A 25,174-nucleotide genomic window follows, 5' to 3' on the forward strand; every position below is an offset into this window, starting at 1 on the left:
TGTGTGAAGCCAAACATCTATGTTGATTTCAGAAAATTCTCCAATGCTTCTATGTGAGTTTTGAAAGCTTTCTTTCCTTCGGAAGTAGCCTGGAAAGATGTTTTCGGTTTCCTCCCCACAAAGCTCTTCTGACAAACGATATAACCCAGTTCCTCCAAAGCCCTTGTATGACTTGCCAGGTTACCGTCCGTCAGTGAAAGTAATTCCTTAAGAGTATTGAAATCGGCATCTTCATTTACCATGAGAACTGCCATAATACCCAAACGGACTTTACTTTCAAATGCCTTATTTATATTTTGAAATGCTTCTATCATCTATTATTTCCTTCTTTCGTACTGTAAATAAAACAACATGCCATATAAAATATGAAATCCACCAAAACCAATTGTCCAAAACATTAAACCATGCCCCTCAAAGAAACAATCTGCAATGCCCAAGCAAAGAAAAGCATATCCTAACCATGCTACATTGGAGTAAGTGAACTTAGACACATTGACCAAAGAAAGTCCATAAAAAAGTAACATCACAGAAGATACCAGTCCGTAATGTTCATGTAGCAGTAAAGCTATACAGAACAACCCTCCCGTCAACAACGGCAATGAAAAATTCCATGCAATACGATAGGTTAGTTTACTGAATAGCTTTTGTTGCATCTTCTTGGCCTTATACCAGGACAAGATACAGGCGGTAATAACTGAAACAGTCAAAACCAGTGAAGCAACCATTATCAGTCCTTCCCTATTATCTTCTGATCTTAATAACTGACCGGCCACATAAGCACCGGCTAATGCATACACTCCGGCCAAGACAGCCGTCATTCCACTGAGAGATACGAACTTAGAAGATCTTTCCATCAATTCTTTTATCTCATTTACTGATTCTATTGCTTTATTTCTATCCATATAAAAAGTACTTTGTGTCGCAAAGTAAAATATAAAAAATGAAAGAAACAAAGAATATCGAGGAAAAATGTATTCAATGAGATTAAGCCGCATAAGAATCACTATATTTGCAATCAACTAAATATCAACAGATATCCTAATGATGAAACAATTAATTGCTTGTTGCGGATTAGATTGCGAAAGTTGCAATGCCCGCATAGCTACTGTCAGAGATGACAATGAGTTAAGAGAAAAAACAGCCCAACTGTGGAGTAAGCTGAACAATATACCGGAGATTACGGCAGATACCATTAATTGTATGGGCTGTCGTGTGGATGGAGTGAAAACGATGTATTGCAGCGATATGTGCGCAATCCGCAAATGCGTAAACGAAAAAGGATTTAACACTTGTGGTGACTGTAAAGAATTGGATAACTGCCAGATAGTGGGTCCTATTTTTCAGCATACTCCCAGTGCTAAAGAAAATCTTCTATAACATTCGCCAGCTTTACGACCTGTACATTATTGTTCCCTTATCTTTAAAATAAAGAAACAGCATTTGAGACTCTCTTATGCTGTTTCTTTTCCCTTATTTCAATCAGATACTATCTTATCGTGATACCCTCCCTGATGTATTTCCTTGCATCAGGCTCTCTACTTCTTCCACCATCACATGATTAAAATCACCGTATACGGTATTCTTTAATGCAGAAGCAGCCAAAGCATATTCCAACGCTTTTTGATCATTATCCGGATATGTTATGAGACCATAAATCATACCGCCGACAAAAGCATCGCCGGCACCTACGCGATCCACCTCACACTCGATATCATAAATACCTGTATGCTTCAATGTGTTATCAGAATAGAGGACGGCAGCCAGTAGATTATGATTGGAAGTAATAGAATTACGAAGTTCCAGAAAAGCCTTCTGGCAACGAGGGACAAGCTCCACCACCCGACGACCAAAGTCTTCAAAAGCAGGAAGACTTGCTTCAAACGTAGTATCCTCAGTATCTACGGCTTTAAAACCGACAGGTTGTATGCCAAGTATCTCTTTATATTCCGGTTCGGCACCGAAAATGACATCACTGTATTGCACCAAAGGCTGCATGACTTCGGCAGCGGAACTCCCATAGTTCCAAAGTTTCTTACGGAAATTCAAATCACAAGAGATAGTCAATCCCATACGGTCAGCTATTTCAAGAGCCTCACGGCATGCATCAGCACCATCTTGTGACAAAGCAGCAGCAATGCCCGACCAATGAAACCAGCCAGCATCGGAGAATATCTTTTCCCAATCAATCATACCTGGACGCAATGTGGCAAAAGAAGAACCCTCACGGTCATAGACCACATTGGAATTACGGAATGCCGCACCACTTTCCAGAAAATAAAGTCCCATGCGCTTACCACCAAAAACAATGCCTTCCGTACCTAAACCGTTAGCACGGAGCGAAGCTATGCAGGCACGTGCCACAGCATTGTCCGGCAGGCGGGTTACGAATTCTGTAGGAATACCAAAGTTAGCCAACGAAACGGCCACATTAGCTTCACTGCCACCGTAAGTGGCTATCATTTGATTGGTTTGTGAAAAACGAAGGAAATCAGGAGCGGTAAGCCTCAGCATTACTTCACCAAAAGTGATTACTTTCTTATCAGTGGCAATTTGTTTCTTGTACATACGTTGTCAATAATAAAGTTTAACTAAACACCAAAGTTGTATTTTTATTCCAAGTAAACGCAAAGATATAATAATATTTATTGGCGGAAAAGCAGGGATAAAACATAATCATCAGATTTGTTGTAACTTTGCAAAGTTTTAACTGATATAACAAACAGAATGAGTTCATTGAAAAAAATTCCCTCTCCTTTAGTTTCCCTCCTGCCTATCGTGTTGTTGGTAGGAATGTTATTTGCCACCATACATACATTCGGAAGTGACGCACTGGAAGGAGGTAGCCAGATTTCCCTACTGACCACTACTGCTTTTTGCGTATTCATAGGCATAGCATTCTACCGTGTCCCCTGGAAAGATTACGAGCTCGCTATTACAAATAATATTTCAGGAGTTGCTACAGCAATTATTATCTTGCTGATAATAGGTGCACTGAGCGGTGCATGGATGATAAGCGGCATTGTCCCTACCCTTATATATTATGGTATGCAAATTATTCATCCTGACTTTTTTCTGGCATCAACCTGTATCATCTGCGCACTAATCTCTGTCATGACGGGGAGCTCGTGGACAACAATCGCCACTATCGGTATCGCACTGATGGGTATTGGCAAAGCGCAAGGGTTCAACGAAGGATGGATAGCAGGAGCCATTATCTCCGGAGCATATTTTGGTGATAAAATCTCCCCGCTGTCGGAAACTACGATACTTGCTTCCTCCATAACAGACGTGCCCTTGTTCCGGCATATACGCTATATGTTAATTACAACCACTCCATCGTTGATTATCACACTGATCATCTTTACAGTAATGGGATTCGTCATCGAAACATACTCTACAGCGCACATGGAGGACTTTGCCACATCGCTGAAAGATACCTTCACAATCACTCCCTGGTTACTGATCGTTCCCTTAGTAACCGGAATACTTATTGCTCGAAAAATTCCGTCCATCATTACCTTGTTCATATCCACTATGCTGGCAGGTATTTGCGCCATCATCTTCCAACCGGATTTGCTACGTGAAATAGCAGGAGAAAATAACATCTTCAAAGGGGCAATGATGACATTCTACGGAAGCACCGGTCTGGATACCGGCAACAGTATGCTGACCGACCTTGTTTCTACACGTGGCATGGCTGGCATGATGGACACGGTCTGGTTGATTCTTTGTGCCATGTGTTTCGGAGGTGCCATGACAGCAAGCGGTATGCTGGGTAGTATAACTTCAGTCTTTGTACGTTTCATGAAAGGAAGAGTCAGCGTTGTAGCATCCACTGTTTGTTCCGGACTGTTTCTCAATCTGACTACCGCCGACCAATACATCAGTATTATTCTCACCGGAAACATGTTTCGCAATATTTATGAGAAAAAAGGATATGAGAACCGATTATTAAGCCGTACTACGGAAGATGCTGTTACCGTGACCTCCCCTCTGATACCATGGAATACCTGCGGAATGACGCAGGCAACGATATTGAACGTATCTACGCTGACCTATCTTCCTTATTGCTTTTTCAACATTATCAGTCCATTAATGAGCATCCTCGTCGCGGCCATCGGATATAAAATTGTGAAGCGTCCCGTGAACAATCCCGAATAAAGGTTGTTTTGCAATAAACGAACAAGAATCGTAAAACCTAAACATTAAAGAATTATGAAAAAGTTTATTGCATTAGTAGCATTAGTGATGATGAGTGCGGCAACAACCGCCATGTATGCACAAGAAAGTAGAGCGGAACGCCGCGCAGACCGTAAGGCTCAAAGAGACGCTGAACGCGCCCGCCTGAAAGCTGAAGAACAAGTAGCCGACGCAGTATCGTATGATGACGCTGTAGCCGCATTGAAAGCCCACCAATTCGTACTGGAAGCCGACCAGGTAATGTTCCGTAACGGACAGACAGCTTTCGTTAACTCCAACACCAACTTCGTACTGGTAAATCAAGGACGTGGTACCGTACAAGTAGCATTCAACACGGTATATCCCGGTCCTAACGGTATCGGTGGTGTAACTGTAGATGGTTCTACCTCGGATATGCAGATTACAACTGACAAGAAAGGTAACGTTAACTGCCAGTTCAGTATTCAGGGTATCGGTATCTCTGCACAGATTTTCATTTCGCTGACTAACGGTGGAAACAATGCTACCGTAACCATCAGCCCGAATTTCAACTCCAATACGATGACGCTGACTGGTAATCTCGTTCCATTAAGCCAATCCAGCATCTTTAAAGGACGCTCTTGGTAAAGCCCTTTACAATATATATATTTCCACTCCGCTGCAAATTGCCAGAAATGTGTACATTTGCAGCGGAGTTTTTATATTTTTGCATCCAAATATGAGAGAATTTATCATCGCAGACAATCAGGACATCACCAAAGCAGGTATGATGTTTCTACTCAGTAGTCAGAAAGACACAGCCTTGTTACTGGAAGCAGATAACAAAACCGAATTAGTTCAGCAACTGCGTCTGCATCCGCAGGCAGTAGTGATACTGGACTATACGTTATTTGATTTTTCTGGTGCAGATGAGTTAATTGTACTGCATGAGCGTTTTAAAGAAGCCGACTGGCTCCTGTTCTCTGATGAATTGAGCATGGAATTTCTCCGACAGGTATTGTTCAGCAGTATGGCTTTCGGAGTAGTGTTGAAGGATAATTCAAAAGAAGAAATACTGTCTGCATTGCAATGCGCTTCGCGAAAGGAGCGTTTTATCTGTAATCATGTCAGTAATCTATTGCTGTCCGGCAACAATGCATCTCCCGTACGCCACACACTGAAAGATGATTTACTGACGCCGGCGGAACGGAGTGTACTGAAAGAAATTGCTCTGGGAAAGACTACGAAAGAAATTGCGGCGGAGAAGAACCTTAGCTTTCATACGGTAAACAGCCACCGCAAAAACATATTCCGTAAATTAGGAGTGAATAATGTGCACGAAGCTACAAAATATGCTATGAAGGCAGGAATTGTGGATTTAGTGGAATACTATATATAAAAAGACTATTCAAATACCAATCTCTCCACTGCCGATACATATCCGGGAAGCTTTATCATATACGACACCGAATTGTCCGGGAGCAATGCCCTGCAAATTTTCAGAAGATACAATATGATAGATCTCCCCTTCCCGTATCAGTTTTCCTTTCATAAATTCCGGTGTATGGCGGATTTTAAAAGTCACATCGACTTCCTGATTATGTAACCAGGGATTTTCTGTAATAAAATGAAAATCATGAATCTTAAATTCACGCCCGTACTGCCATTGGGTATCATATCCCCGTGAGACATAAAGAACATTTGCCTCAACGTCTTTCCGAATGACAAACCAAGGACCACCACTTAAGCCCAATCCTTTGCGCTGCCCGATGGTATGAAACCAGTACCCCCGGTGTGTACCGATTTTCTTTCCAGTCTCCCATTCTACAATATCTCCTTGCCGTTCACCAAGGAAACGACGTACAAAGTCATTGTAGTTGATCTTTCCCAGAAAACAAATGCCCTGACTGTCACGGCGACGGGCGGTAGGCAGTCCTGCATTGCGGGCAATGTCTCGTACTTCCTGTTTCATCAATCCACCAAGGGGGAACATCAGTTTGGAGACTTGCAAGTAATCAATCTGTGCAAGAAAATCTGTCTGGTCCTTTACAGGATCGACAGCTGTACCCAACCATACCTTACCATCTTTATGGACCGTAGTGGCATAATGACCGGTAGCAGTAAAATCAAACTCTTTGCCTACCTTCTGTTCAAAGCAACCGAACTTAATGAAGCGGTTACACATCACATCCGGATTAGGAGTCAATCCACGACGAATTTTATCAATGGCATAAGCAGCAACTTGTTCCCAATATTCTTTCTGCAAATCTACCATTTCCAAAGGCAATCCGTAGCGATGTGCAATAGCCGTAGCCATCTCCCAATCTTCTTCAGCAGAACAATCCATATAGTCGGTGCCATCCATTCCTATCTTAATATAAAACAGAGACGGCCGATACCCTTGCTCACAAAGAAGGTGTACGACAACTGAACTATCAACACCTCCTGATAATAAAACAGATATATTCATTCAAATGATTTAAAATATTACTTACAATAAATATTAGAAGCACGGTTGCATATTTAGCCTATCTCAGTCGTATACTTAGGCTACCTCAGTCCCATACTTAGGGTATCTCAGTCCTATACTGAGATAGGAACATTACAACGGCACTGATAGCCAAGTAATTACAGATTCCCTTTTCAATATTAATAAATCAGAACAAACAATCGACAAAAAAGGAGAAATAGGCTCATTACTTTGCGGTTTTGAATCTTTTCACCACAGAGTAACACAGAGTATCACAGAGTTTAATCAATTTGAAATCAAAAAAATAGAACTCCGTGATACTCTGTGTTACTCTGTGGTGAAAACTCATGTCTGCACTGGTATGAACCAATTATATTGTATCCAACGCCTGAGCCAAGTCCTCCAGCAAATCAGCAATATGCTCCGTACCGATAGACAGACGCACCGTTCCCGGCTTAATGCCTTGTTCTTCCAACTCCTGTTCATTCAACTGCGAATGTGTAGTGGTAGCCGGATGGATAACGAGCGACTTAACATCCGCTACATTTGCCAGAAGTGAGAATATTTGCAGGTTATCAATAAATGTCTGTGCCTCTTTCACCCCACCCTTTACTTCAAAAGTAAAGATAGAACTTGCACCATTGGGAAAATATCTTTGATACAATGCATGATCCGGATGTTCCGGCAATGACGGGTGATTCACCGCTGCCACTTTAGGATGTTTCTTCAAGAAATCAACCACCTTCAATGCATTCTCTACATGACGTTCCACACGGAGGGAAAGAGTTTCCAGTCCCTGCAATAAAATAAAAGCATTGAATGGACTGATGGTAGCGCCCGTATCACGAAGCAGGATAGCACGAATACGAGTAACGTAAGCCGCAGCACCCGCAGCTTCAGTAAAACGTATGCCATGGTAGCAAGGCTCCGGTTCCGTCAGTTGAGGGAATTTGCCCGAAGCTGCCCAATCGAACTTACCGCCGTCCACAATCACGCCCCCCAAGGAACTGCCATGGCCACCGATAAACTTCGTAGCGGAGTGCACCACGATGTCTGCTCCATGCTCAATAGGCCGTATCAGGTAAGGTGTGCCAAATGTATTATCAATGATCAATGGAATCTTATGACGATGTGCTATCTCAGCAACAGCTTCAATATCAATAATATTGGAGTTTGGGTTACCCAGAGTTTCAATATATACAGCCTTTGTATTCTCCTGTATAGCCTTCTCAAAGTTCGAGAGATCAGCAGGGTCTACAAAAGTAGTAGTCACTCCGTAGGCAGGCAGAGTATGCTCCAACAGATTATACGTACCCCCATAGATGGTTTTAGCCGATACGATATGATCTCCGGCACGAGTAATATTCTCTAAAGCGTAAGTCACGGCAGCAGCACCCGAAGCAACCGCCAATCCGGCAACGCCACCTTCTAAAGCAGCTACACGTGCTTCGAATACACCTTGTGTAGAGTTAGTCAAACGGCCATAGATATTGCCCGGATCTTGCAAACCAAAGCGTGCGGCAGCATGGGCAGAGTTGCGGAATACATACGAAGTAGTCTGATAAATGGGCACGGCACGTGCATCAGTAGCCGGGTCGGGTTGTTCTTGTCCCACATGGAGTTGAAGCGTCTCGAAATGCAATTTCTTTGTTTCCATTGTCTTTGTATTTTTTAGGATTAATTGATTGAGTGCAAAGATAATGGGATGTTATGACATGGGCAATGACACAAGATAGGGAATTTTATACCACATTTATGGTAGATAAACAAACTATTCGCTAAATTTGCAACGAAAACCAAACGATAGATACAGATGAGAAGAAGGAATATACAGCTTTTCCTACTATTTGGAGTCCTTGCATTGACAAGCTTATTCTCTTGTGGAGTAGACCGTTGGCCGGAATATTACAAATGGACCGGACGCGATCTATGGATAGACAGCGTCATGAGAGAAGAATATCTGTGGTTTGAAGACATACCTGACTCAAAAAACGTGAATTATTTCCTTGCCCCGGAGGCTTTTTTAAAATCAATAAGATCATCACTTGATAAAGACTACTCCAGTGTCGATACATTGTATGCCACTCCTACACCGAGCTATGGCTTCGACTATTCTCTATATCGGATAAGCGGTAATGATACCGCCTATAATGCACTTATCACATACGTCATTCCCGGATCTCCAGCTTCCGAAGTCGGATTAAAGCGAGGCGAATGGATCATGCAAATCAACGATGATTATATCACCAAAAAAACGGAGAAACTACTGACTGAAGGTGAAAATCAGAAACTATTGTTAGGAAAATATGTTTCAGCTGTCAATGATGAAGGAGAAGATGAAAGTAAGATTGAATCCTACCGTGACGCAGTTCTTCCTGCCGCCCGCCCCGTAGAGGACGTCGCCATACCTGCTTACGATGTTTACTCTAGGGGAAGTATAAATGTAGGTTATTTGGCATATAACAGCTTCAACAAAGAAGATAATAGTGAGCTGCTCCAACTATCGCAGTTCTTTAAAGATAAGGATATAACAGATTTGGTTCTTGACTTGCGCTACAATGCCGGTGGAGAAATAGAGTGCGTACAACTTCTGGCAGATATTTTGGTACCTGCCGACAAATTGAACAGCCCCTTCGCCTCACTGGAATATAGCCAGAAGCGAAAATATAAAGACCACGAACTCACACTCGACAGCAAGCTTTTGCAAGGAGGTGTGAACCTAAATCTATCGAAAGTGTATGTTCTGACAAGCAGTACAACTGCCGCTGCTTCGGAAATGCTCATTAATTGTTTGAGACCTTACATGACAGTAATAACTATAGGCACCACAACCAAGGGAGAAACCGTAGCAACAGAAAGTTTCCCCAGCAATCAATTCTTATGGGTGCTTCGCCCTGTTGTATGCCAAGTATTCAATTCAGAAGGTGAGGCGGACTACACCAAAGGTTTCACACCGAATTATGCAGTCAGTGAACTGAGTGATTTTGCAAAAGTACTGCCATTAGGAGATCCTAAAGAGGCTTTATTCAGTGCAGCAATAGGTATCATCGATGGTAGTATCGTGCTCCCTGAACCTAAACCAGAACCCGAAACTCAAATGACAGTAGTGAAAAGTGTGAAAGTAAAGCGCAATTTCCGCAATGGTCTTATCATTAAATAAAACAGAATGAAGAAGAATGTTTTCATAGCTTTACTATTCATAGGAGGATTGACAGCTTGTAGTGATAATAACGATAATCCGGGATATCCTGTAACTCATTTCTCTAAAATAGAATTAAAGGAAGTCAAGGAAGAGCCAGGTGCACCTGCTGTTACTGTAACTCAGACTTACGATTATAGTGCCGGCCGATTGATTAACTTTACATCTACACAAAGTTTCGTAGCCGGAGGAGAATTGTTTAAGATAGAAAATGCAACAAATGTTGTTTATGGAGATCATCAGGCTGTAGTAACAGATGAAATTAATAATATCTCGACCTACACGTTGGATGATAATGGCTATGCTATAAGTTGCGTGCGCCAAGAAATGGATGGTAAAATACGCTCTTATACTTTCGATTATCTTATCAATACAGAGGGAAAATACTTCCTGAAAAATATAACAGAAATATTAGACGGAAATAAGTCCTATTCTTCTATCAACATAGATTATAGTAGCTATAGAACACTACGCATCACCCAGCAGGTTGACAAGTCCGAACAAACTTACATAGCCAGCACATCTACCGGCAATGAAATAGCCAATACTTCAGAGATTCCGTACCTATTCCTGACAGATCTATATCCCCTTTCATTCCACTCGGTTGCTATTTATGGTAAGTTTTTGGGAGATGCATACGATACTCTGATTACTAACCTCATGCCTGAGGACAACAGCGGAAGTAACGAAACCACCACTTATAAATATGTATTCGACGGACGAGGTATCGTTACTTCCTGTGATGAGGTGACCAAGAGCTACGGTCACGACTACATGCGTACTGTATATTATACAATCGAATAAATTGAAATATTATTTCTTGAAGAATTTATCAAAGAAAAGAATTTGGTAATCGATAGAGTTATTCCAATATTGCCCGTTATGTGCACCAGGACGAGTAATAAAGTCATGACTAATATTCTTCTCCAATAAAGCTTTATGCAATGCTTTATTTACTTCCAAGAAGAAATCTTTTTCGCCACAATCGATAATTAATGCCAAATCACCATCTGTAATCTTATCAATCTGGGTAATAACAGTATGCTGGTCCCATAAAGCGCTGTCGGCTTCATAATCACCGAGTTGTTTGCTCATCTCCCAATTCTTCGGAAAAGGGCGAATATCCACTCCACCACTGGTACTTCCTCCTGCACCAAATATCTCTTTATGACGGATTGCAAGCCACAAAGCACCATGTCCACCCATGCTCAATCCGGTAATGGCTCGCCCTTTTTTCTCCGGAATAGTAGCATAGTTTTTATCTGTATATTTCACCAGTTCCGAAGCTACAAAAGTTTCATAACGATAAGCCTGATTTTTAGGGCTATCCCAATACCAACTGTTTTTACCATCAGGACATACAAAGATAATTCCTTTTTCATCTGCAATCTTAGGTAACTCCGGTTTCAATCCTACCCAACTACGTGCATTACCACCATAGCCGTGCAACAAATAAACTACCGGACAAGCCTCAGCTTCCTCACCCAATGCTTTATCAGGGAGTACATATACCACTTGTACTTCTTTATTCATGGATGGGCTTTTTACCATAATGGTATCTACTCGTGCAGCCTGTGTGGCAATAGCCGAAAACAGCAATAGAACACTGAATAAAATTTGTTTTCTTTTCATGTCTTTCATTCTTTAATAATCTCTATAAATAGGCAGCAATATTAGTAATAAAATTCAAAAAATTAGTAATTTTGCAATATAAACTATTCATAACCTATATGGAATTTATTATTATTCTATTTTTATTAGTGCTGAACGGTGTCTTTGCCATGTATGAAATAGCGTTGGTGTCATCCAGCAAAGCACGACTCGAAACCCTTGCAGGAAAGGGAAACAAAAGAGCCAAAGGAGTACTGAAACAATTGGAAGAGCCCGAGAAATTTCTTTCTACCATTCAAATTGGTATCACGCTTATCGGTATTGTATCCGGTGCTTTCGGTGGTGTAGCCATTGCCGACAATGTAGCACCGTTATTTGCCTCCATTCCAGGAGTTGCTCCCTACGCTAAAGACCTTGCCATGATTACAACAGTGGCAATCATTACGTACCTTTCACTCATCATCGGTGAATTGGTACCCAAGTCCATAGCACTGAGTAATCCGGAACGATATGCAACTCTGCTTAGTCCGGTCATGATTTTACTGACCAAAGTGTCTTATCCATTCGTCTGCCTACTCAGTTTCTCAACCAAGATAGTGAATAAACTAATCGGCCTGAACAATGGAGAAGAGCGCCCCATGACACAGGAAGAATTAAAAATGATTCTGCATCAAAGTTCAGAACAGGGCGTTATTGATAAGGAGGAAACGGAAATGTTACGGGATGTATTTCGCTTTTCAGATAAGCGGGCCAATGAATTGATGACTTACCGCCGCGATCTTGTCGTGCTATATCCCACATACACACGCGACGAGGTTCTGCACATTATCCGCGAACAGCATTTCAGTAAATACCTGTTGGTAGAGAAAGGAAAAGATGATATTATTGGAGTAGTGTCCGTCAAAGATATTATTCTGATGTTGGGTAATGACCACCCCTTCGATTTGCGTAGTATTGCCCGTCCTCCGCTGTTTATTCCGGAAAGTTTATATGCCAAGAAAGTTTTAGAGCTATTTAAGAAGAACAAAAATAAGTTCGGAGTTGTTGTAGACGAGTATGGTAACACAGCAGGCATTATCACCTTGCACGATCTGACAGAAAGTATCTTCGGAGACATCCTTGAAGAAAATGAAATGGAAGAAGAAGATATCGTCACCCGGCAAGATGGCTCGATGCTCGTTGAGGCTTCTATGAATGTAGATGATTTTATGGAAGAGATGGGTATCCTGAGCTATGATGACCTGAAAGAAGAAGACTTTACCACACTAAGCGGTCTCGCCATGTTCCTCATCGGGCGGGTACCTAAAGCAGGAGACTTGTTCAGCTACAAGAACCTACAGTTTGAAGTTGTGGACATGGATCGTGGACGAGTGGATAAACTGCTCGTTATCAAAAAAGAAGAGGAAGAATAGTGTGAATTTGCATTATATATTAACTTAAACCATTAAAGCAATGAAAAAAGTAATGATGATTGCAGCCATCGCTGCTGCATTGGTATCCTGCCAATCAAAAGGAACCCAGAACAATGATTCCGCCGTAGGTGAAGGAGTGTTGACAGTTGCCGGGAATGATTCTTCTGCCGTAGCCGTATACGAAGGTCTTCTTCCTGCTGCCGACGGTCCGGGTATCCAATACGTATTGAGCGTGGACAGTGTAGGTCCTGACGGAGAAAGCGGTTATACTTTGGTTACTACTTACTTGGATGCGGAAGGTCAAGGAAAGAACAAGAGCTTCACTTCCAAAGGTAAGAAACAAGTCATCAAGAAGACAGTGAACAACAAACAAAAGACAGCCTACAAACTAACACCGAGTGATGGTGACGCTCCCGTCTACTTCGTAGTAGTGAACGATACCACTTTACGTTTGGTTAACGATAGTCTGCAAGAAGCTGTCAGCGACCTGAACTACGATATTATTCAAGTGAAGAAATAATCAGCAAAACATTTCATGTGAGGGGAGCCAACTTTTGTTTGGCTCCCCTTTTTTTATCCCTTTCCAATCACACCAACCCAAGAATGTTCTATCGCTTTTCTTCAATCCACCTGACACCTGGTATTCCCGGTCGTCAGTCTATATTTATATACTAGTAGTAACTACAATTTATACTCATAACATCATTCTACCTTTAATACAACCCTTTGTCTTGGAAGCCCCTTAGATTCTACTGTAAGTACTACTTTTCCCTGCTTCATATACTGGCTACGTAAAATGACTAATGCCAAACCGTTATAAGCATCTCTTTCTGATAACTGGAATGATAATAGACTGGTTGCATCTCCATTATCCGTAGCTATAATCTCAGCAGGTCCTGTTACAGAAAACTTCAAATGATTCTTAGAACGAGGAACAACACGACCTTGAGAGTCCACAACAGCTACACGGATAAATGATAAATCAGTACCATCATTTTTAAGCTCTGTTTTCTCTGCTGTCACTTGTAAAGCGGCTGGTTTTCCAGTAGTTTCTACAAGTTCTTCCGCCCATTTCTGACCGTTCTTATAAGCTATGGCTTTCAAACTTCCCGGCTCGTAACGCACATCATCCCAGGTCAAACGATCATACGAATGAGCTTTTTCTCTACGTCCCAGTGATTTACCATTCAAAAACAGTTCAACAGCATCTCCCGAAGTATAAATATGAACGGGAGTTATTTCACCAATCCGCTCTTCCCAGTTCCAATGAGGCAATATATGCACAGTGGGCACATCAGGGCGCCAGTAACTTTTATAGTTGTAATAACGATCCTTCGGAAAACCACATAAATCGACAATACCAAAATAAGAACTACGGGAAGGCGCCTTTATCTTACCCAATTCTTCCAACTCTTTCCGAGCTTTCTCTAATTCCTTCGGATCACTGAAGTTTAACAAATTAGTAAGATCTTTATTATAAGGAGTAGGTTCACCCAGATAATCGAATCCGGTCCATACAAACTCGCCACTCATAAACGGATACTCTTCATTCATCTTAAACTGGGCTTCAGGACTACATCCCCACCCCACAGTTGTCATATCATACGATGAAAGCTGGAAGCTTGAGCGACTATCGTTAGCATCAGTAGTTACCGGGAAGAAATACTCTCCACGAGAACTCGTCGCAGACGAAGTTTCACTAGCATAATAACGGCGAGTCGGATTCTGCTCTTTGAAAACCGGATAGGTTTTATGGAAATAGTTCAGACCAAATATATCCACCTGATTCACAATATCCCGGAAAACGGCATCCCGCTTATTACATCCTAAAGAAGTAGGACGTGTAGGGTCTTCATCATGACAGTAAGCCGTCAGATTACGAGCTATTATAATTCCCTGATCAGTCGTCTGATCAGGCATTTCATTACCTATACTCCACATTATGACAGAAGGATGATTACGATAATGACGTACCAACGAACGCATATCTGCTTCACTCCAATCATCAAAAAGAAGATTATAATCATTTTTACGTTTCCCTTTTTGCCAAGTATCAGCTAATTCAAGCTGCATCATCAAGCCCATACGGTCACAGAGAGTAACCAACTCCGGTGACGGCGGATTATGTGAAGTACGAATGGCGTTTGCACCCATTTCTTTCATGATACGTAACTGCCTTTCGGCAGCCACTTCATTAAAAGCAGCACCCAAAGCACCTAAGTCATGATGCATGCACACACCTTTAATATCTACTTTTTGTCCATTTAGCATGAAACCTCGGTCATGAGTAAATTCAATTGTACGAATGCCAAAAGGAGTTTCATAATTATCCATTTCTTTTCCATCCATGAATATCCGGCTGACCGCTACATAGCAATTCGGAGTATCAATATCCCACAACTTCGGTTTATCTACTTTAAATTGAAAGCGGGCACTCGACCAGCTATCTTTTTTAATCGCAATATCCTTAGTCGTACTTTGAGTTACTTCTTCACCTATAGGACGCCCATCCTTTCCCTGCAGATATACACTTGTCTGCAACTTTACCTGAACATCTTTTCCTGCATGATTCTCAATATTCACTCCCATTTCCATAACAGCACTTTCTGAATCAACCTGCCGGTTTCGCACAAAAGTTCCCCATTGCTCCACATGAACAGGAGACGTTTTCACTAACCATACATTCCGATAAATACCACTACCCGGATACCAACGTGAAGTATCGTCCGGATTATCCAATCGAATAGCTAATACATTTTTTTGTCCTGGCTTTATATAAGGTGTTAAGTCAAGGCGAAAAGAAGCATAGCCATAAGGCCACCCACCCACATATTGCCCGTTACACCACACGGAAGCGTATGACATCGCTCCATCAATATCGAGATAGATTTGTTTCCCGGCATCATCCTGCGATAACTCCAGTGTTTTACGATACCAGCGTATCCCCCAATAAGGTAATTTTCCAGTCGAACCGTTATAGTCAATATTGAAAGGGCCTTCAATGGCCCAATCATGAGGTAAATTCAGATGTCTCCATCCACTATCATCAAAATCAGATTTTACATAGGCTATATTTTCTCCCGGATTACCTTCCGGTCTCTGATACTGCTTCCCGAATATAATAAAATCGTTGGCACAAGGTAATAAATAAGGCTTTAGTTGAGAGTAATGTAATGCAGCATCCACCCCATCCGGATCATCTATCTGATAACACCAATCACGATTAATGTTTAGGCGCTCACGCACCGTTGAGGTATTTGCATAAATAACACCTCGTCCGATAATGAGTGCTAAACTCAATGAAATAAGAAATCTGTTTTTCATATTATTCTGTTAAATTGTTAGCACTACAAAAGTAAGGAATAGAAAGATAGACGATTATCAATATTATCTATGTTTCTGTTAATACTGTCTCAAATATCTTTTAATATGGACCTTATTTATCAACTTTGTATGCAAATAGCATGTTGCTAAATACAATTTCAATTCATAGTTAATAACCAACAAATTTAAAAAGCCATGTATAAATATTCTAAAGATGGGGTTTCCGTACTCACTGTATTAGATAAAAGGAAACAAAAGATGAATGGATTATTCCCCATAAAAGTACAAGTTATCTACAACAGAAGGCAGAAATATTATTCTACCGGACAAGAAGTTTCCATTAAAGACTGGGAAGCATTACCACACACCAAAAGCCGGCACCTATCCGAAATACGACGTAACATCGAAAACAGTTTTTCTCTAATCAGACAGCAAGTTGAATTTCTGTCTTTTCAGGGTGAATTTCATTTTGACATCTTAAATGCACGCTTAGGTAGATATTCTGATTTTTCAGTGAATGCTTTATTTCATAAGAAGTTAGAGGAGTTAAAAGAAAATGGACAAGCCAATACTTATCTATCTTATAAAGGTTCATTAAACAAAATAGAACAGTTTGCAGGAAAGCACATTTCTTTTCATGAAATTACCATCAACTGGTTAAACCGTTTTGAACATCACTTATCCGCGTTAGGAATCAGCTACTCCAGCATGGGATTTTATTTCAGGAATCTCAAATGTATTCTCAATATAGCACGTAAAGATGGTATCATCAAAGAAAGTCAGTATCCTTTTGGAAAAGGAAAGTATGAAGTACCCACTGGATGTGGACGCAAATTGGCATTAAACCTGAAAGAAATAAAGAAAATTATTACTTATAATGATGGAACCCAAAAGACTGAAATTTATCGTGATCTGTGGTTCTTCTCTTATTTATGTAATGGCATTAATTTTCGTGATTTATTATACTTACAGTACTCCAATATCATCAATGGAGAAATCTGCTTCATACGTGCAAAAACAGCCCGAAACACCAAACACAGTAAGATTATCCATGCAGTCATCACGCCCGAAATGCAAAAGATAATAGAGAAATGGGGGAATCCACCTAAGTCACCTGAAACTTATATCTTTCCTTTCGCTACCGGAAAAGAAAATCCGTTTGAAAGAGTAAAACTGGTAAGGGAGGTTGTCACCGAATGTAATCAGATACTTTACAAAATTTCCCATAAGACAGGCATTCCACGCGTCACGACCTATTCAGCGCGTCATTCATTTGCAACAGTATTAAAGCGCAGTGGTGTCAACATTTCCTACATATCTGAAAGCCTTGGGCATTCCAATTTAGCTATTACCGAAAACTATCTCGCAAGTTTTGAAGCTGAAGAAAGGAAAAAGAATTCAATACTCTTAACAAGGTTCGATCTATAAAACAAATATGTATATGTAAATAGCATGTTCCGTAGTGACGGGCAAAAACTATTTCCATCTCTTTCTTTTCACAAGATCAAAATAATAACTGCTTTTCATAGACAGAGTTTAAAATGATGTATTGATATTATGTAAAAACAATCAAATCATGAACAACTCAAAAAGAATCTTAGGTGAAATCCCTTGTTAATTTAAGTCTAATTTAAAAAGTAGTTTAATGAAAAAGAAAGAACACAAATCGAAATCGCTGTTATGGCGGTTATTTTTAGTTCTATTAGCATTGGTCTTGAGTATTAATCTTATGGCTCAAACAATTACACAGACAGGTGTTGTTGTTGACCAAAACAATGAACCAATGATTGGCGTAACTGTACAGGCGAAAGGTACAGCAACTGGTGGTATTACAGATTTAGATGGTAACTTTACCATTAAATGCAATAAAGGTGCCACATTAGTTTTCTCTTTTATGGGATACAAAACAGTTGAGCACAAAGCAAGCGGTCAAAGAATGAAGATTGAAATGGCTGAAGATGCTCAGGCTCTGGATGAAGTTGTAATTGTCGGTTTTGGTTCAATGAACAAAAAACATATTACAGGTTCAATGACTTCGGTTGATTCTAAAATCTTGGAAGAAAAGAATTCAGTGAATGTTTTTGATGCATTACAAGGAGCTGCTCCTGGTATGCAAATCGTATCAAACTCCGGAGCCCCCGGTTCTTCTTCATTTGTATCTATCCGTGGTGCCTCTACTTTTAGTGATGAAGGTGTATCTCCACTGTATGTTGTAGACGGAGTAGTTGTTGATAACATTGACGATATTTCTGCCAATGATATTAAGCAAATTGACGTTATGAAAGATGCAGCTTCTTCGGCTATTTATGGTGCTCGTTCTGCAAATGGTGTAATATTGATTACCACAAAATCCGGTGAATCTGGCAAGCCGCGCATTGATGCTCGTTATCAACATTCTTTCTACACTGTTGCGCGTAAATTACCTCAGGTTAATGCGTTTGAAAGCCGTTTAAGTATGGCAGCTTCCGATTTAGATAATCCATCTAAAACTTTGGAGAAATTTTCTGCACGTACAGACTCTGTAGGTATGCAATATAGTACAAACTATTATTATCAGGATTTATTGTTCCGCACAGGCGGACGCGATGATGCCAGTGTACAAATTAGTGGTGGTTCCAAAGGATTCAAGTATCGTGCATCTTTGAACTACATTGGTGAAAAAGGTGTGATTTTAGAATCAGGAAATGATAAGTATACCGCTAACGTCAATGTCGATTATGAACCTTGGAAAAACATAAAGTTTACTACACGTGTTCGTCTGAGTTATAATAAGACTAACAATATTAAAGAAAGTGTTTTGCAGGATGCTATGCGCCGTGACCCTGATATGATTATCTGGTATCCGGATGGTGAATTGATTCCTTATTATTCCTCTGGCGGACGTCGAAATCCGATCGCTGAATTGAAACAAAAGTTAGATGAACGTTCGACTTATAGAGGCAACTTCTATCAGGGTATAACATGGACTTTCGCTCCTTGGTTAAGATTAGATGCTGACATTTCTGCTGATTATACATCTTATAGAAATCTGACATTCTCATCAAAATATCTCGAAGGAAGTGATAATGGAAAGAACACTGGTGCAGATAAAAGTCAACAAACCTGGAAATATGCAGGTGAAGCTTATTTAAACTTTAATAAGACAATTGCTAAAGATCATTCTTTGAGTGCTATGGTCGGTAGTAGTTTTGAAGTTAGTAATCAATTGGCATATAATATAGCCGGTTCGTTTTTCCTCTCCGAAGATATTCATTATATGAATCTGGCGACTGTAAAAGATGTGAAGAACATCTATACAAGTGGTTGGGATGAAGCTATGGTCGGTGTTTTCGGACGTGTTGTGTACAGTTGGAAAAGTCGTTATACAATAACTGGTAATCTTCGTTTTGACGGTTCTTCCCGTTTCGGTAAGAATAACCGTTGGGGATCTTTCCCTTCTGTTTCTGCTGCATGGCGTATTTCAGATGAGCCATTTATGCGTTGGTCGAACAATATTCTTACGGATGCCAAAATCCGTGCCAGTTATGGTATTACTGGTAATGACAAGATTGGTCGTTATGAATCACAAACTGTTTATACAGCCGGTTCTCAATATTATAATACGGTTGGTGGTATTGTACCAGCATCTAAATATGGTAATCCCGATTTAAAATGGGAACAGACCAAACAAACCAATATTGGTGTGGATTTGAGTTTCCTGAATGGACGAATCATGTTTGTTGCTGATTATTACATAAAGAAAACAAGTGATCTGCTTTCTGACTATAATCTCCCGAGTACTACTGGTTATGATAAGATGCGTGTTAACTTAGCTAGTATTGAAAATAAAGGTGTTGAATTATCTCTTACCGCCACTCCGCTCAGAACACGCGATTTTAGCTGGAGTACAACCATTAACTGGTGGAAAAATGATAACAAAATTCTTGATTTGGCACGTGAGGACTATATTAGCAGCGCTTGGCTGATTGCAGCTGGAAAGCCCGCCGGTTTGTTCTATGGCTACAAAAACTTAGGTGTGTATGAATATGATGCGAGCAATGCCTGGAGTCAGGATTTTAAGACTCGTCTGACGCCAGTTTTCAAACGTGATAATGAAGGTAATGTTGTTATAGGTTTGAACGGTCAACCGACATTGCTGAAATATCTGAATTCCGATGGTACTGAATATACAGGTAAAATTGCCCAAATGAAAGTGAATGGTGTAATTGCCGGTGGTGGTGATGTGATATGGTATAATAAACCTAACGAGAATGGAGAATTAGATGATGTGATTAACTCTAATGACCAAACAGAATTAGGTAAAGCTAATCCAGACTGGTTTGGTTCTTGGGGCAATACTCTTACATATAAAGACTTCTCTCTTTCATTTAACTTTTATGTTAGCTGGGGTGGACAAGTTTGGAATGACTTGAAGCGTTATTATAGTTCATGGGGTGGCAACACTCATAAACAGACTCCCGAATATATTATGCAAGGATGGAAATATCCGGGTGAAATTACGAGTTGGTATGCTTTGAATTCCAAACAACGTAAAACCAATAACCACTCTATGAGTTTGAGTGATCAATTCTTGGAAGATGCTACATTTATTCGTTTGCAATCTGTTCGCCTTAGCTATAGTGTGGATCCAAAATTCTTGGCTAAAACTCCGCTTCGTTCAGTACAAGCATATATTTATGGTAACAATTTGCTGACTTGGACTAATTATACAGGTTATGATCCAGAATTGAGTGGTGGTGTTTTAACTCCCGGTAAAGATAGCTCTAAATATCCTCGTAAACGTGAGTTTGGTATCGGATTCAATGTTGGATTTTAATTAAAAAGATAAGAAAATGAAGAAATATATAATTTTAGCTTTTGCAAGTCTTTTAGCTTTATCAAGTTGTGAGAGTTTTCTGGATCGGTCTCCTTTGTCAGACCTGTCTCCATCGAGTTACTTTAAAGATAAAGCTGAAATGAAGAACTGGAATGCAGGTATTTATGATGCATTTCAGAGTGCCCTTTCCAAGCGTCAGGTACTTTTTGGTGATGTTCGCTCGGATAATGTAACCGGTACATCTTACGAAGATTCAAAGATTTATATGAATGCTTTGATGCCCAATATTTCAGAAGCCAGTTGGGAACCTTTTTTCACTTGTATCTCCAGATGTAATATCGGTATTCAGATGTATCCGACAATTCCAAACATCTTAGAATCCGAATATGCCCCTTATATCGGACAATGCTATGCCATGCGTGCTTACCTCTATTTCTGGGGAACTCGAACTTGGGGAAAAATGCCGATAGTAACAGAACCATGGGATGGGGCTTTAAATACGATATCCGTTCCTCGTTCCTCTTTAGAACAGGTAAAAGAACAGATATTATCTGACATTGAAAAGGCTATCGGTTACTTTAATCAATCTGATACAAGTGATAAACTCTACTTAGGAAAGGACGCTATGTACGCTTTGTTGACTGAGGTTTATATGTGGTACAACGATTATCAGAACGCCCTGACTGCATCAGAACATTTTATCAATCACAAGACCCTTTCATTATCCAACGGAGAAATTGAATGGAAAAACATCTTCACTAATCCTACCGGTTCAAAAGAAGTAATTTTTGCTATGGCATGGGATTATGAAACAGATGGCGCTTTGGCTGGTTGGCCGCAACTCTTAGGTGCAAGCAACACCAATAATGGTTATAGAATGGCAGAACCTATTTTTAATGAATTCATTGATCGGTTACGTTCCGAAGAAGGTACTGACGCACGTTTTTGGAACACAATTGATACAGTGAAGGTATACTACAAGGCATCTCGTGTTCCTTTGACGTATGCAAGTTATACAGCCGGTGTAGAAAGTGTAAATAAATGCATCAAGTATAGTAATATAGATCCTGAACGCGAATACGATTCTTCTAATCAGGTGTATAAATCATACTTTGCTGTGATGAATACAACAGACAGTGAATTTTCTCTGGTAATGATGCGTATGGCAAACATCATGTTACTTCGTGCAGAAGCTTTAAATAAATTGAACAGAGGAGATGAAGCTCTGAATATTGTCAACGAAATTCGTAGCCGCGTTGGCTATTTAAAAGATGCTAAAGAAGAAGTATCCAGTGTCAATAACGTAAATGAAGTAGAAAGCATTATTTTACAAGAAAGACAGTTGGAGCTTTATGGCGAAGGGTATCGCTGGTTTGATTTGATGCGAACCGGACACTTAATAGAAGTTATGGATCCGATCTATTCCGCACGTCAGGAAGCTGCAAACGTGACAGTTACCGGTTTCGGTGATGAAGGGACTAAATATTGGCCGATTTATTATGGCGAATTTGAGTCAAATAAAGCGCTTGTCGGGGATCAAAATCCGCCTTATACTGAACGTTAATAATGAACTATTTAAATAGAGTGAATAATGAAACTAGAATATTATAAAAAAGCATTAGTCTTGATGGTAGTTCCTTTCCTTTTCGCGAGTTGTGAATTGCTGGGATTGGATTATCAAGATTCATATGATTATGATTACGATGCTGGCATGCCTAGTAATAAAATAGATATGTCTGCTTTTGAATTCATCAAATCCCGTACAGATATATTTTCTTTATTAGAGGAGGCGATTCTATATGCTGGAGTTGAAAATGAATTCAAACAAAGTGGAATGAGTTATTTATTACCGACGAATACAGCATTCAACTCAGAGACAAGTACTGATTTAAGTTACTTCCAAACTCATCAATTAACTTATATAGATGATGAGACAGGAGAGGTGGTATCGTACGCACCGATTAGTATGACAGCTTATCCGAAGGAACAAGTTAAAGAGTTTTTGCTTTATCACATTGTAAAGGGTAAGTACACCTTTACCAATCTTCCGGCAGAACCAACTTGGTTTGAAACGGTAGCTACAGCTGATACCGCTAAAATAAACATGTACTTATTGAAAGACCGTAATCCTAACATTGTATTTAACAATTTTGATGGTCATTACAAGTCTTCCATCAAGCCGCGTACTTCCAATCTTTACAACTCTGACGGATCATATATGCATGTGTTGGATAGTTGGTTGGATCGCCCTACAAAAGAACAACTGAATATGAAATAACCTAAAAAGATTACGATTATGAAATATATTTATCAATTTTTTCTTGTTCTACTTTGTGCTTTCTCTTTTGCAAGCTGTGGCGATGATGATTTCATCGAGATAGACTCGCTGAGCGCAGATGGAGATGAATTCTACTGTAATCAGAAAGTGAAAGTATGGATGTGTGTACGTTCCAGTGATTTGTGGCACACGGACTATGAATGGAGCTGCGATGCAGGTTCACTAACCCAGCCGCAAGGTTTAAATGAAATGACTTGGAAGGCACCAAGTAGTCCAGGAACATATACGATTACTTGTCGTGCCAGCATTGGTGGTGAGTCGCAAGTTCGTTCTCATAAAATGTATGTTTCCAGTTACTATTTTGACAAATTTGAGAAAACGCCCCATTCCCTATCTTTGCAAAGTAGTACAACCGGAACACTGAAAAAGGAGTCTGATGGTAATCAATATCTACAGGCAAAAGTGAACTCTGCTGCAGAGGTTACGCGTTATATTCGTCGTGCTTTCGGTGACAATACATTATATACCCCGTTTAGTACCCGTATGAAACTTGGTTTTGAATCTAATGTTCCTAATATGCAAGAAATTAAGGTCGGCACTAAAACAGGAAAACCGACGTTGGAATATCGTTGGAATTTACGTTCAGACGATTCCAATAATGGCTCTTATATAAACCAGATTCGTTTATTATGGTATCCGGGAAAACTAAAAAGTGGAGAAGTATACCCGGTTGTACCTAATGAGGGTGTTACGCCTGAAGGTACTACCGATTATAATGTACAGTTAATTGTGCAATACACATCTGCTGCAGGTAAAAAAACGACGTATAATGAATACCATAACCTGAATACGATGAATACATTCACTGCTAAACTTTATCAGACAGTATCTATGTCTGTAGATGAAAGTGAAGCAATAATAGTACATGTAGCTGGTCAGGAAGTATTAAAGAGTACCATCTTAAGTGACGCCCGTATTCAGAACGCTTGTGAAGGCCGTATGTCTATCAATAACTGGGAACTTTATATACCTAATGGTAATGGAGGTACAAATATTCCGCTAGTGTATATAGACGATGCTTATGCTTCAAATACAGGTATTCTAGAATAATATTCATTCATTAGAAGAGGTTGTGTTAAAAATGCTGTGCTATGTGCGGGCGAATGATTATTCGCCCGGAATATACTAAGTGACTTTTGACACACCTCTTTTTTAATTCTTGTAATTATGAAAAAACGATTATTTCTTGTTTTGTACACATCACTTTTTGTTGTAACGATCTTTGGTCAAGACTTTAAGGGAGTTATTGTTAATGCCAAGCAACGTCCTTTAAAAGGAATGAAAGTTTGGAAAAAGAATACCACTGAAAGTGTAAAGACAGACAATATGGGAGTATTCTCTTTTTCCGGTTTACAGCCCACAGATACATTGGTAGTATCTATATCTAAAAAAGAAGAAGCAATTATCCCTATTGGTAAGCTATCTCAAGCTTCTCTTAAATTGGAAAAGAAATTTTTCATCTTATTCGATGGACAGAAAGAAGAAAAAAGAGAATACACGAGGATTCTCCGTACAAGTTATAACTCAAATGTATTGACCCGTGAGCAAATTCAGAAGTTATCAGCCAATAGTATTTACGATCTATTTAAAGGTGGAGCTATTCCGGGGGTAACAGTGAACGGAGACAAAATTACAATTCGCGGAGGAAGTTCATTTGATTTGGATAATGAACCTTTATTTGTTGTCGACGGTACTTTATACGAAAGTAGCAGTGAAGTAGATGGTGTTGTATCAATCAATGATATAGACAAGGTAGAAATACAAAAAGATGGTGCAGCTTATGGTATGAAAGGAGCTAACGGTGTTATAATTATTACTACAATTAAGAAATAGTATATAACTATTA

At 40.0% G+C, this 25,174-nt stretch carries 21 protein-coding genes; 14 read left to right on the forward strand and 7 right to left on the reverse strand.

Features of this window, described 5'->3' with window-relative positions; genetic code table 11:
- Window positions 1-17 precede the first annotated feature (17 nt).
- Complete coding sequence (locus K6V21_RS24110; RefSeq protein WP_224320142.1) at window positions 18-314, reverse strand: winged helix-turn-helix domain-containing protein; 297 nt, start codon at window positions 312-314, stop codon at window positions 18-20.
- A gap of 3 nt (window positions 315-317) precedes the next feature.
- Window positions 318-902, reverse strand: coding sequence for a hypothetical protein (locus K6V21_RS24115; RefSeq protein ID WP_217714727.1), 585 nt, complete (start codon window positions 900-902; stop codon window positions 318-320).
- A gap of 139 nt (window positions 903-1,041) precedes the next feature.
- On the opposite strand from K6V21_RS24115, the gene K6V21_RS24120 reads away from it, so the two are divergent.
- Window positions 1,042-1,377 (forward strand): DUF3795 domain-containing protein, encoded by a 336-nt coding sequence (locus K6V21_RS24120; RefSeq protein WP_224320143.1) that lies wholly within the window; start codon window positions 1,042-1,044, stop codon window positions 1,375-1,377.
- A gap of 114 nt (window positions 1,378-1,491) precedes the next feature.
- Here the strand turns inward: K6V21_RS24120 and K6V21_RS24125 are convergent, their stop codons facing one another.
- Window positions 1,492-2,565 carry a sugar kinase gene (locus K6V21_RS24125; RefSeq protein WP_224320144.1) on the reverse strand — a complete coding sequence of 358 codons (1,074 nt, stop codon included), beginning with the start codon at window positions 2,563-2,565 and terminating at the stop codon, window positions 1,492-1,494.
- A 168-nt stretch (window positions 2,566-2,733) separates the two neighbouring features.
- On the opposite strand from K6V21_RS24125, the gene nhaC reads away from it, so the two are divergent.
- The 3 genes from nhaC to K6V21_RS24140 all read left to right on the forward strand — a co-directional run bounded on the left by nhaC (window position 2,734) and on the right by K6V21_RS24140 (window position 5,557).
- A complete protein-coding gene (gene nhaC, locus K6V21_RS24130) occupies window positions 2,734-4,161 on the forward strand; it encodes a Na+/H+ antiporter NhaC (protein ID WP_224322091.1) in 1,428 nt (475 codons plus the stop codon).
- Window positions 4,162-4,215: 54 nt separating this feature from the next.
- Window positions 4,216-4,806 carry a DUF4251 domain-containing protein gene (locus K6V21_RS24135; protein ID WP_007214615.1) on the forward strand — a complete coding sequence of 197 codons (591 nt, stop codon included), beginning with the start codon at window positions 4,216-4,218 and terminating at the stop codon, window positions 4,804-4,806.
- A gap of 91 nt (window positions 4,807-4,897) precedes the next feature.
- Entirely contained in the window at window positions 4,898-5,557 is a 660-nt protein-coding gene (locus K6V21_RS24140) for a LuxR C-terminal-related transcriptional regulator (RefSeq protein WP_217714725.1), read from the forward strand.
- Window positions 5,558-5,566: 9 nt separating this feature from the next.
- On the opposite strand, the gene mnmA is transcribed toward K6V21_RS24140, so the two are convergent.
- Window positions 5,567-6,628 carry a tRNA 2-thiouridine(34) synthase MnmA gene (gene mnmA / locus K6V21_RS24145; protein ID WP_224320145.1) on the reverse strand — a complete coding sequence of 354 codons (1,062 nt, stop codon included), beginning with the start codon at window positions 6,626-6,628 and terminating at the stop codon, window positions 5,567-5,569.
- Between the two features lie 370 nt (window positions 6,629-6,998).
- Window positions 6,999-8,285 (reverse strand): O-acetylhomoserine aminocarboxypropyltransferase/cysteine synthase family protein, encoded by a 1,287-nt coding sequence (locus K6V21_RS24150; protein WP_224320146.1) that lies wholly within the window; start codon window positions 8,283-8,285, stop codon window positions 6,999-7,001.
- Between the two features lie 156 nt (window positions 8,286-8,441).
- Between K6V21_RS24150 and K6V21_RS24155 the strand changes: the two genes are divergently transcribed.
- On the forward strand, window positions 8,442-9,788 hold the full coding sequence (locus tag K6V21_RS24155) for a S41 family peptidase (RefSeq protein ID WP_224320147.1): 1,347 nt from the start codon (window positions 8,442-8,444) through the stop codon (window positions 9,786-9,788).
- 6 nt (window positions 9,789-9,794) lie between these two features.
- Window positions 9,795-10,631, forward strand: coding sequence for a DUF4595 domain-containing protein (locus K6V21_RS24160; protein ID WP_217714721.1), 837 nt, complete (start codon window positions 9,795-9,797; stop codon window positions 10,629-10,631).
- A gap of 9 nt (window positions 10,632-10,640) precedes the next feature.
- Here the strand turns inward: K6V21_RS24160 and K6V21_RS24165 are convergent, their stop codons facing one another.
- On the reverse strand, window positions 10,641-11,459 hold the full coding sequence (locus tag K6V21_RS24165; RefSeq protein WP_217714720.1) for an alpha/beta hydrolase: 819 nt from the start codon (window positions 11,457-11,459) through the stop codon (window positions 10,641-10,643).
- 98 nt (window positions 11,460-11,557) lie between these two features.
- Between K6V21_RS24165 and K6V21_RS24170 the strand changes: the two genes are divergently transcribed.
- Together K6V21_RS24170 and K6V21_RS24175 are read left to right on the forward strand one after the other, a co-directional pair.
- Window positions 11,558-12,850, forward strand: coding sequence for a hemolysin family protein (locus K6V21_RS24170; RefSeq protein WP_224320148.1), 1,293 nt, complete (start codon window positions 11,558-11,560; stop codon window positions 12,848-12,850).
- A 40-nt stretch (window positions 12,851-12,890) separates the two neighbouring features.
- A complete protein-coding gene (locus K6V21_RS24175) occupies window positions 12,891-13,370 on the forward strand; it encodes a copper resistance protein NlpE N-terminal domain-containing protein (protein ID WP_007214623.1) in 480 nt (159 codons plus the stop codon).
- Between the two features lie 182 nt (window positions 13,371-13,552).
- Here the strand turns inward: K6V21_RS24175 and galB are convergent, their stop codons facing one another.
- The gene (galB, locus tag K6V21_RS24180; RefSeq protein WP_224320149.1) at window positions 13,553-16,174 is read right to left on the reverse strand and encodes a beta-galactosidase GalB; all 2,622 of its coding nucleotides are present in this window, start codon (window positions 16,172-16,174) and stop codon (window positions 13,553-13,555) included.
- 195 nt (window positions 16,175-16,369) lie between these two features.
- Between galB and K6V21_RS24185 the strand changes: the two genes are divergently transcribed.
- From K6V21_RS24185 to K6V21_RS24210, 6 genes are all read left to right on the forward strand, one after another.
- Window positions 16,370-17,602, forward strand: a complete 1,233-nt coding sequence (locus tag K6V21_RS24185) for a site-specific integrase (RefSeq protein WP_217714716.1) — start codon at window positions 16,370-16,372, stop codon at window positions 17,600-17,602.
- Window positions 17,603-17,819: 217 nt separating this feature from the next.
- Window positions 17,820-20,990 carry a SusC/RagA family TonB-linked outer membrane protein gene (locus K6V21_RS24190; RefSeq protein ID WP_224320150.1) on the forward strand — a complete coding sequence of 1,057 codons (3,171 nt, stop codon included), beginning with the start codon at window positions 17,820-17,822 and terminating at the stop codon, window positions 20,988-20,990.
- Window positions 20,991-21,006: 16 nt separating this feature from the next.
- Window positions 21,007-22,554: a RagB/SusD family nutrient uptake outer membrane protein gene (locus K6V21_RS24195; RefSeq protein ID WP_217714714.1), complete on the forward strand. Its 1,548-nt coding sequence runs from the start codon at window positions 21,007-21,009 to the stop codon at window positions 22,552-22,554.
- 27 nt (window positions 22,555-22,581) lie between these two features.
- The gene (locus tag K6V21_RS24200; protein WP_217714713.1) at window positions 22,582-23,268 is read left to right on the forward strand and encodes a fasciclin domain-containing protein; all 687 of its coding nucleotides are present in this window, start codon (window positions 22,582-22,584) and stop codon (window positions 23,266-23,268) included.
- A gap of 18 nt (window positions 23,269-23,286) precedes the next feature.
- Complete coding sequence (locus K6V21_RS24205; RefSeq protein WP_217714712.1) at window positions 23,287-24,378, forward strand: hypothetical protein; 1,092 nt, start codon at window positions 23,287-23,289, stop codon at window positions 24,376-24,378.
- A 117-nt stretch (window positions 24,379-24,495) separates the two neighbouring features.
- Window positions 24,496-25,161 (forward strand): TonB-dependent receptor plug domain-containing protein, encoded by a 666-nt coding sequence (locus K6V21_RS24210; protein ID WP_217714711.1) that lies wholly within the window; start codon window positions 24,496-24,498, stop codon window positions 25,159-25,161.
- Window positions 25,162-25,174: the final 13 nt, after the last annotated feature.

It is taken from the genome of Bacteroides cellulosilyticus (assembly GCF_020091405.1).
Classification (GTDB): domain Bacteria; phylum Bacteroidota; class Bacteroidia; order Bacteroidales; family Bacteroidaceae; genus Bacteroides.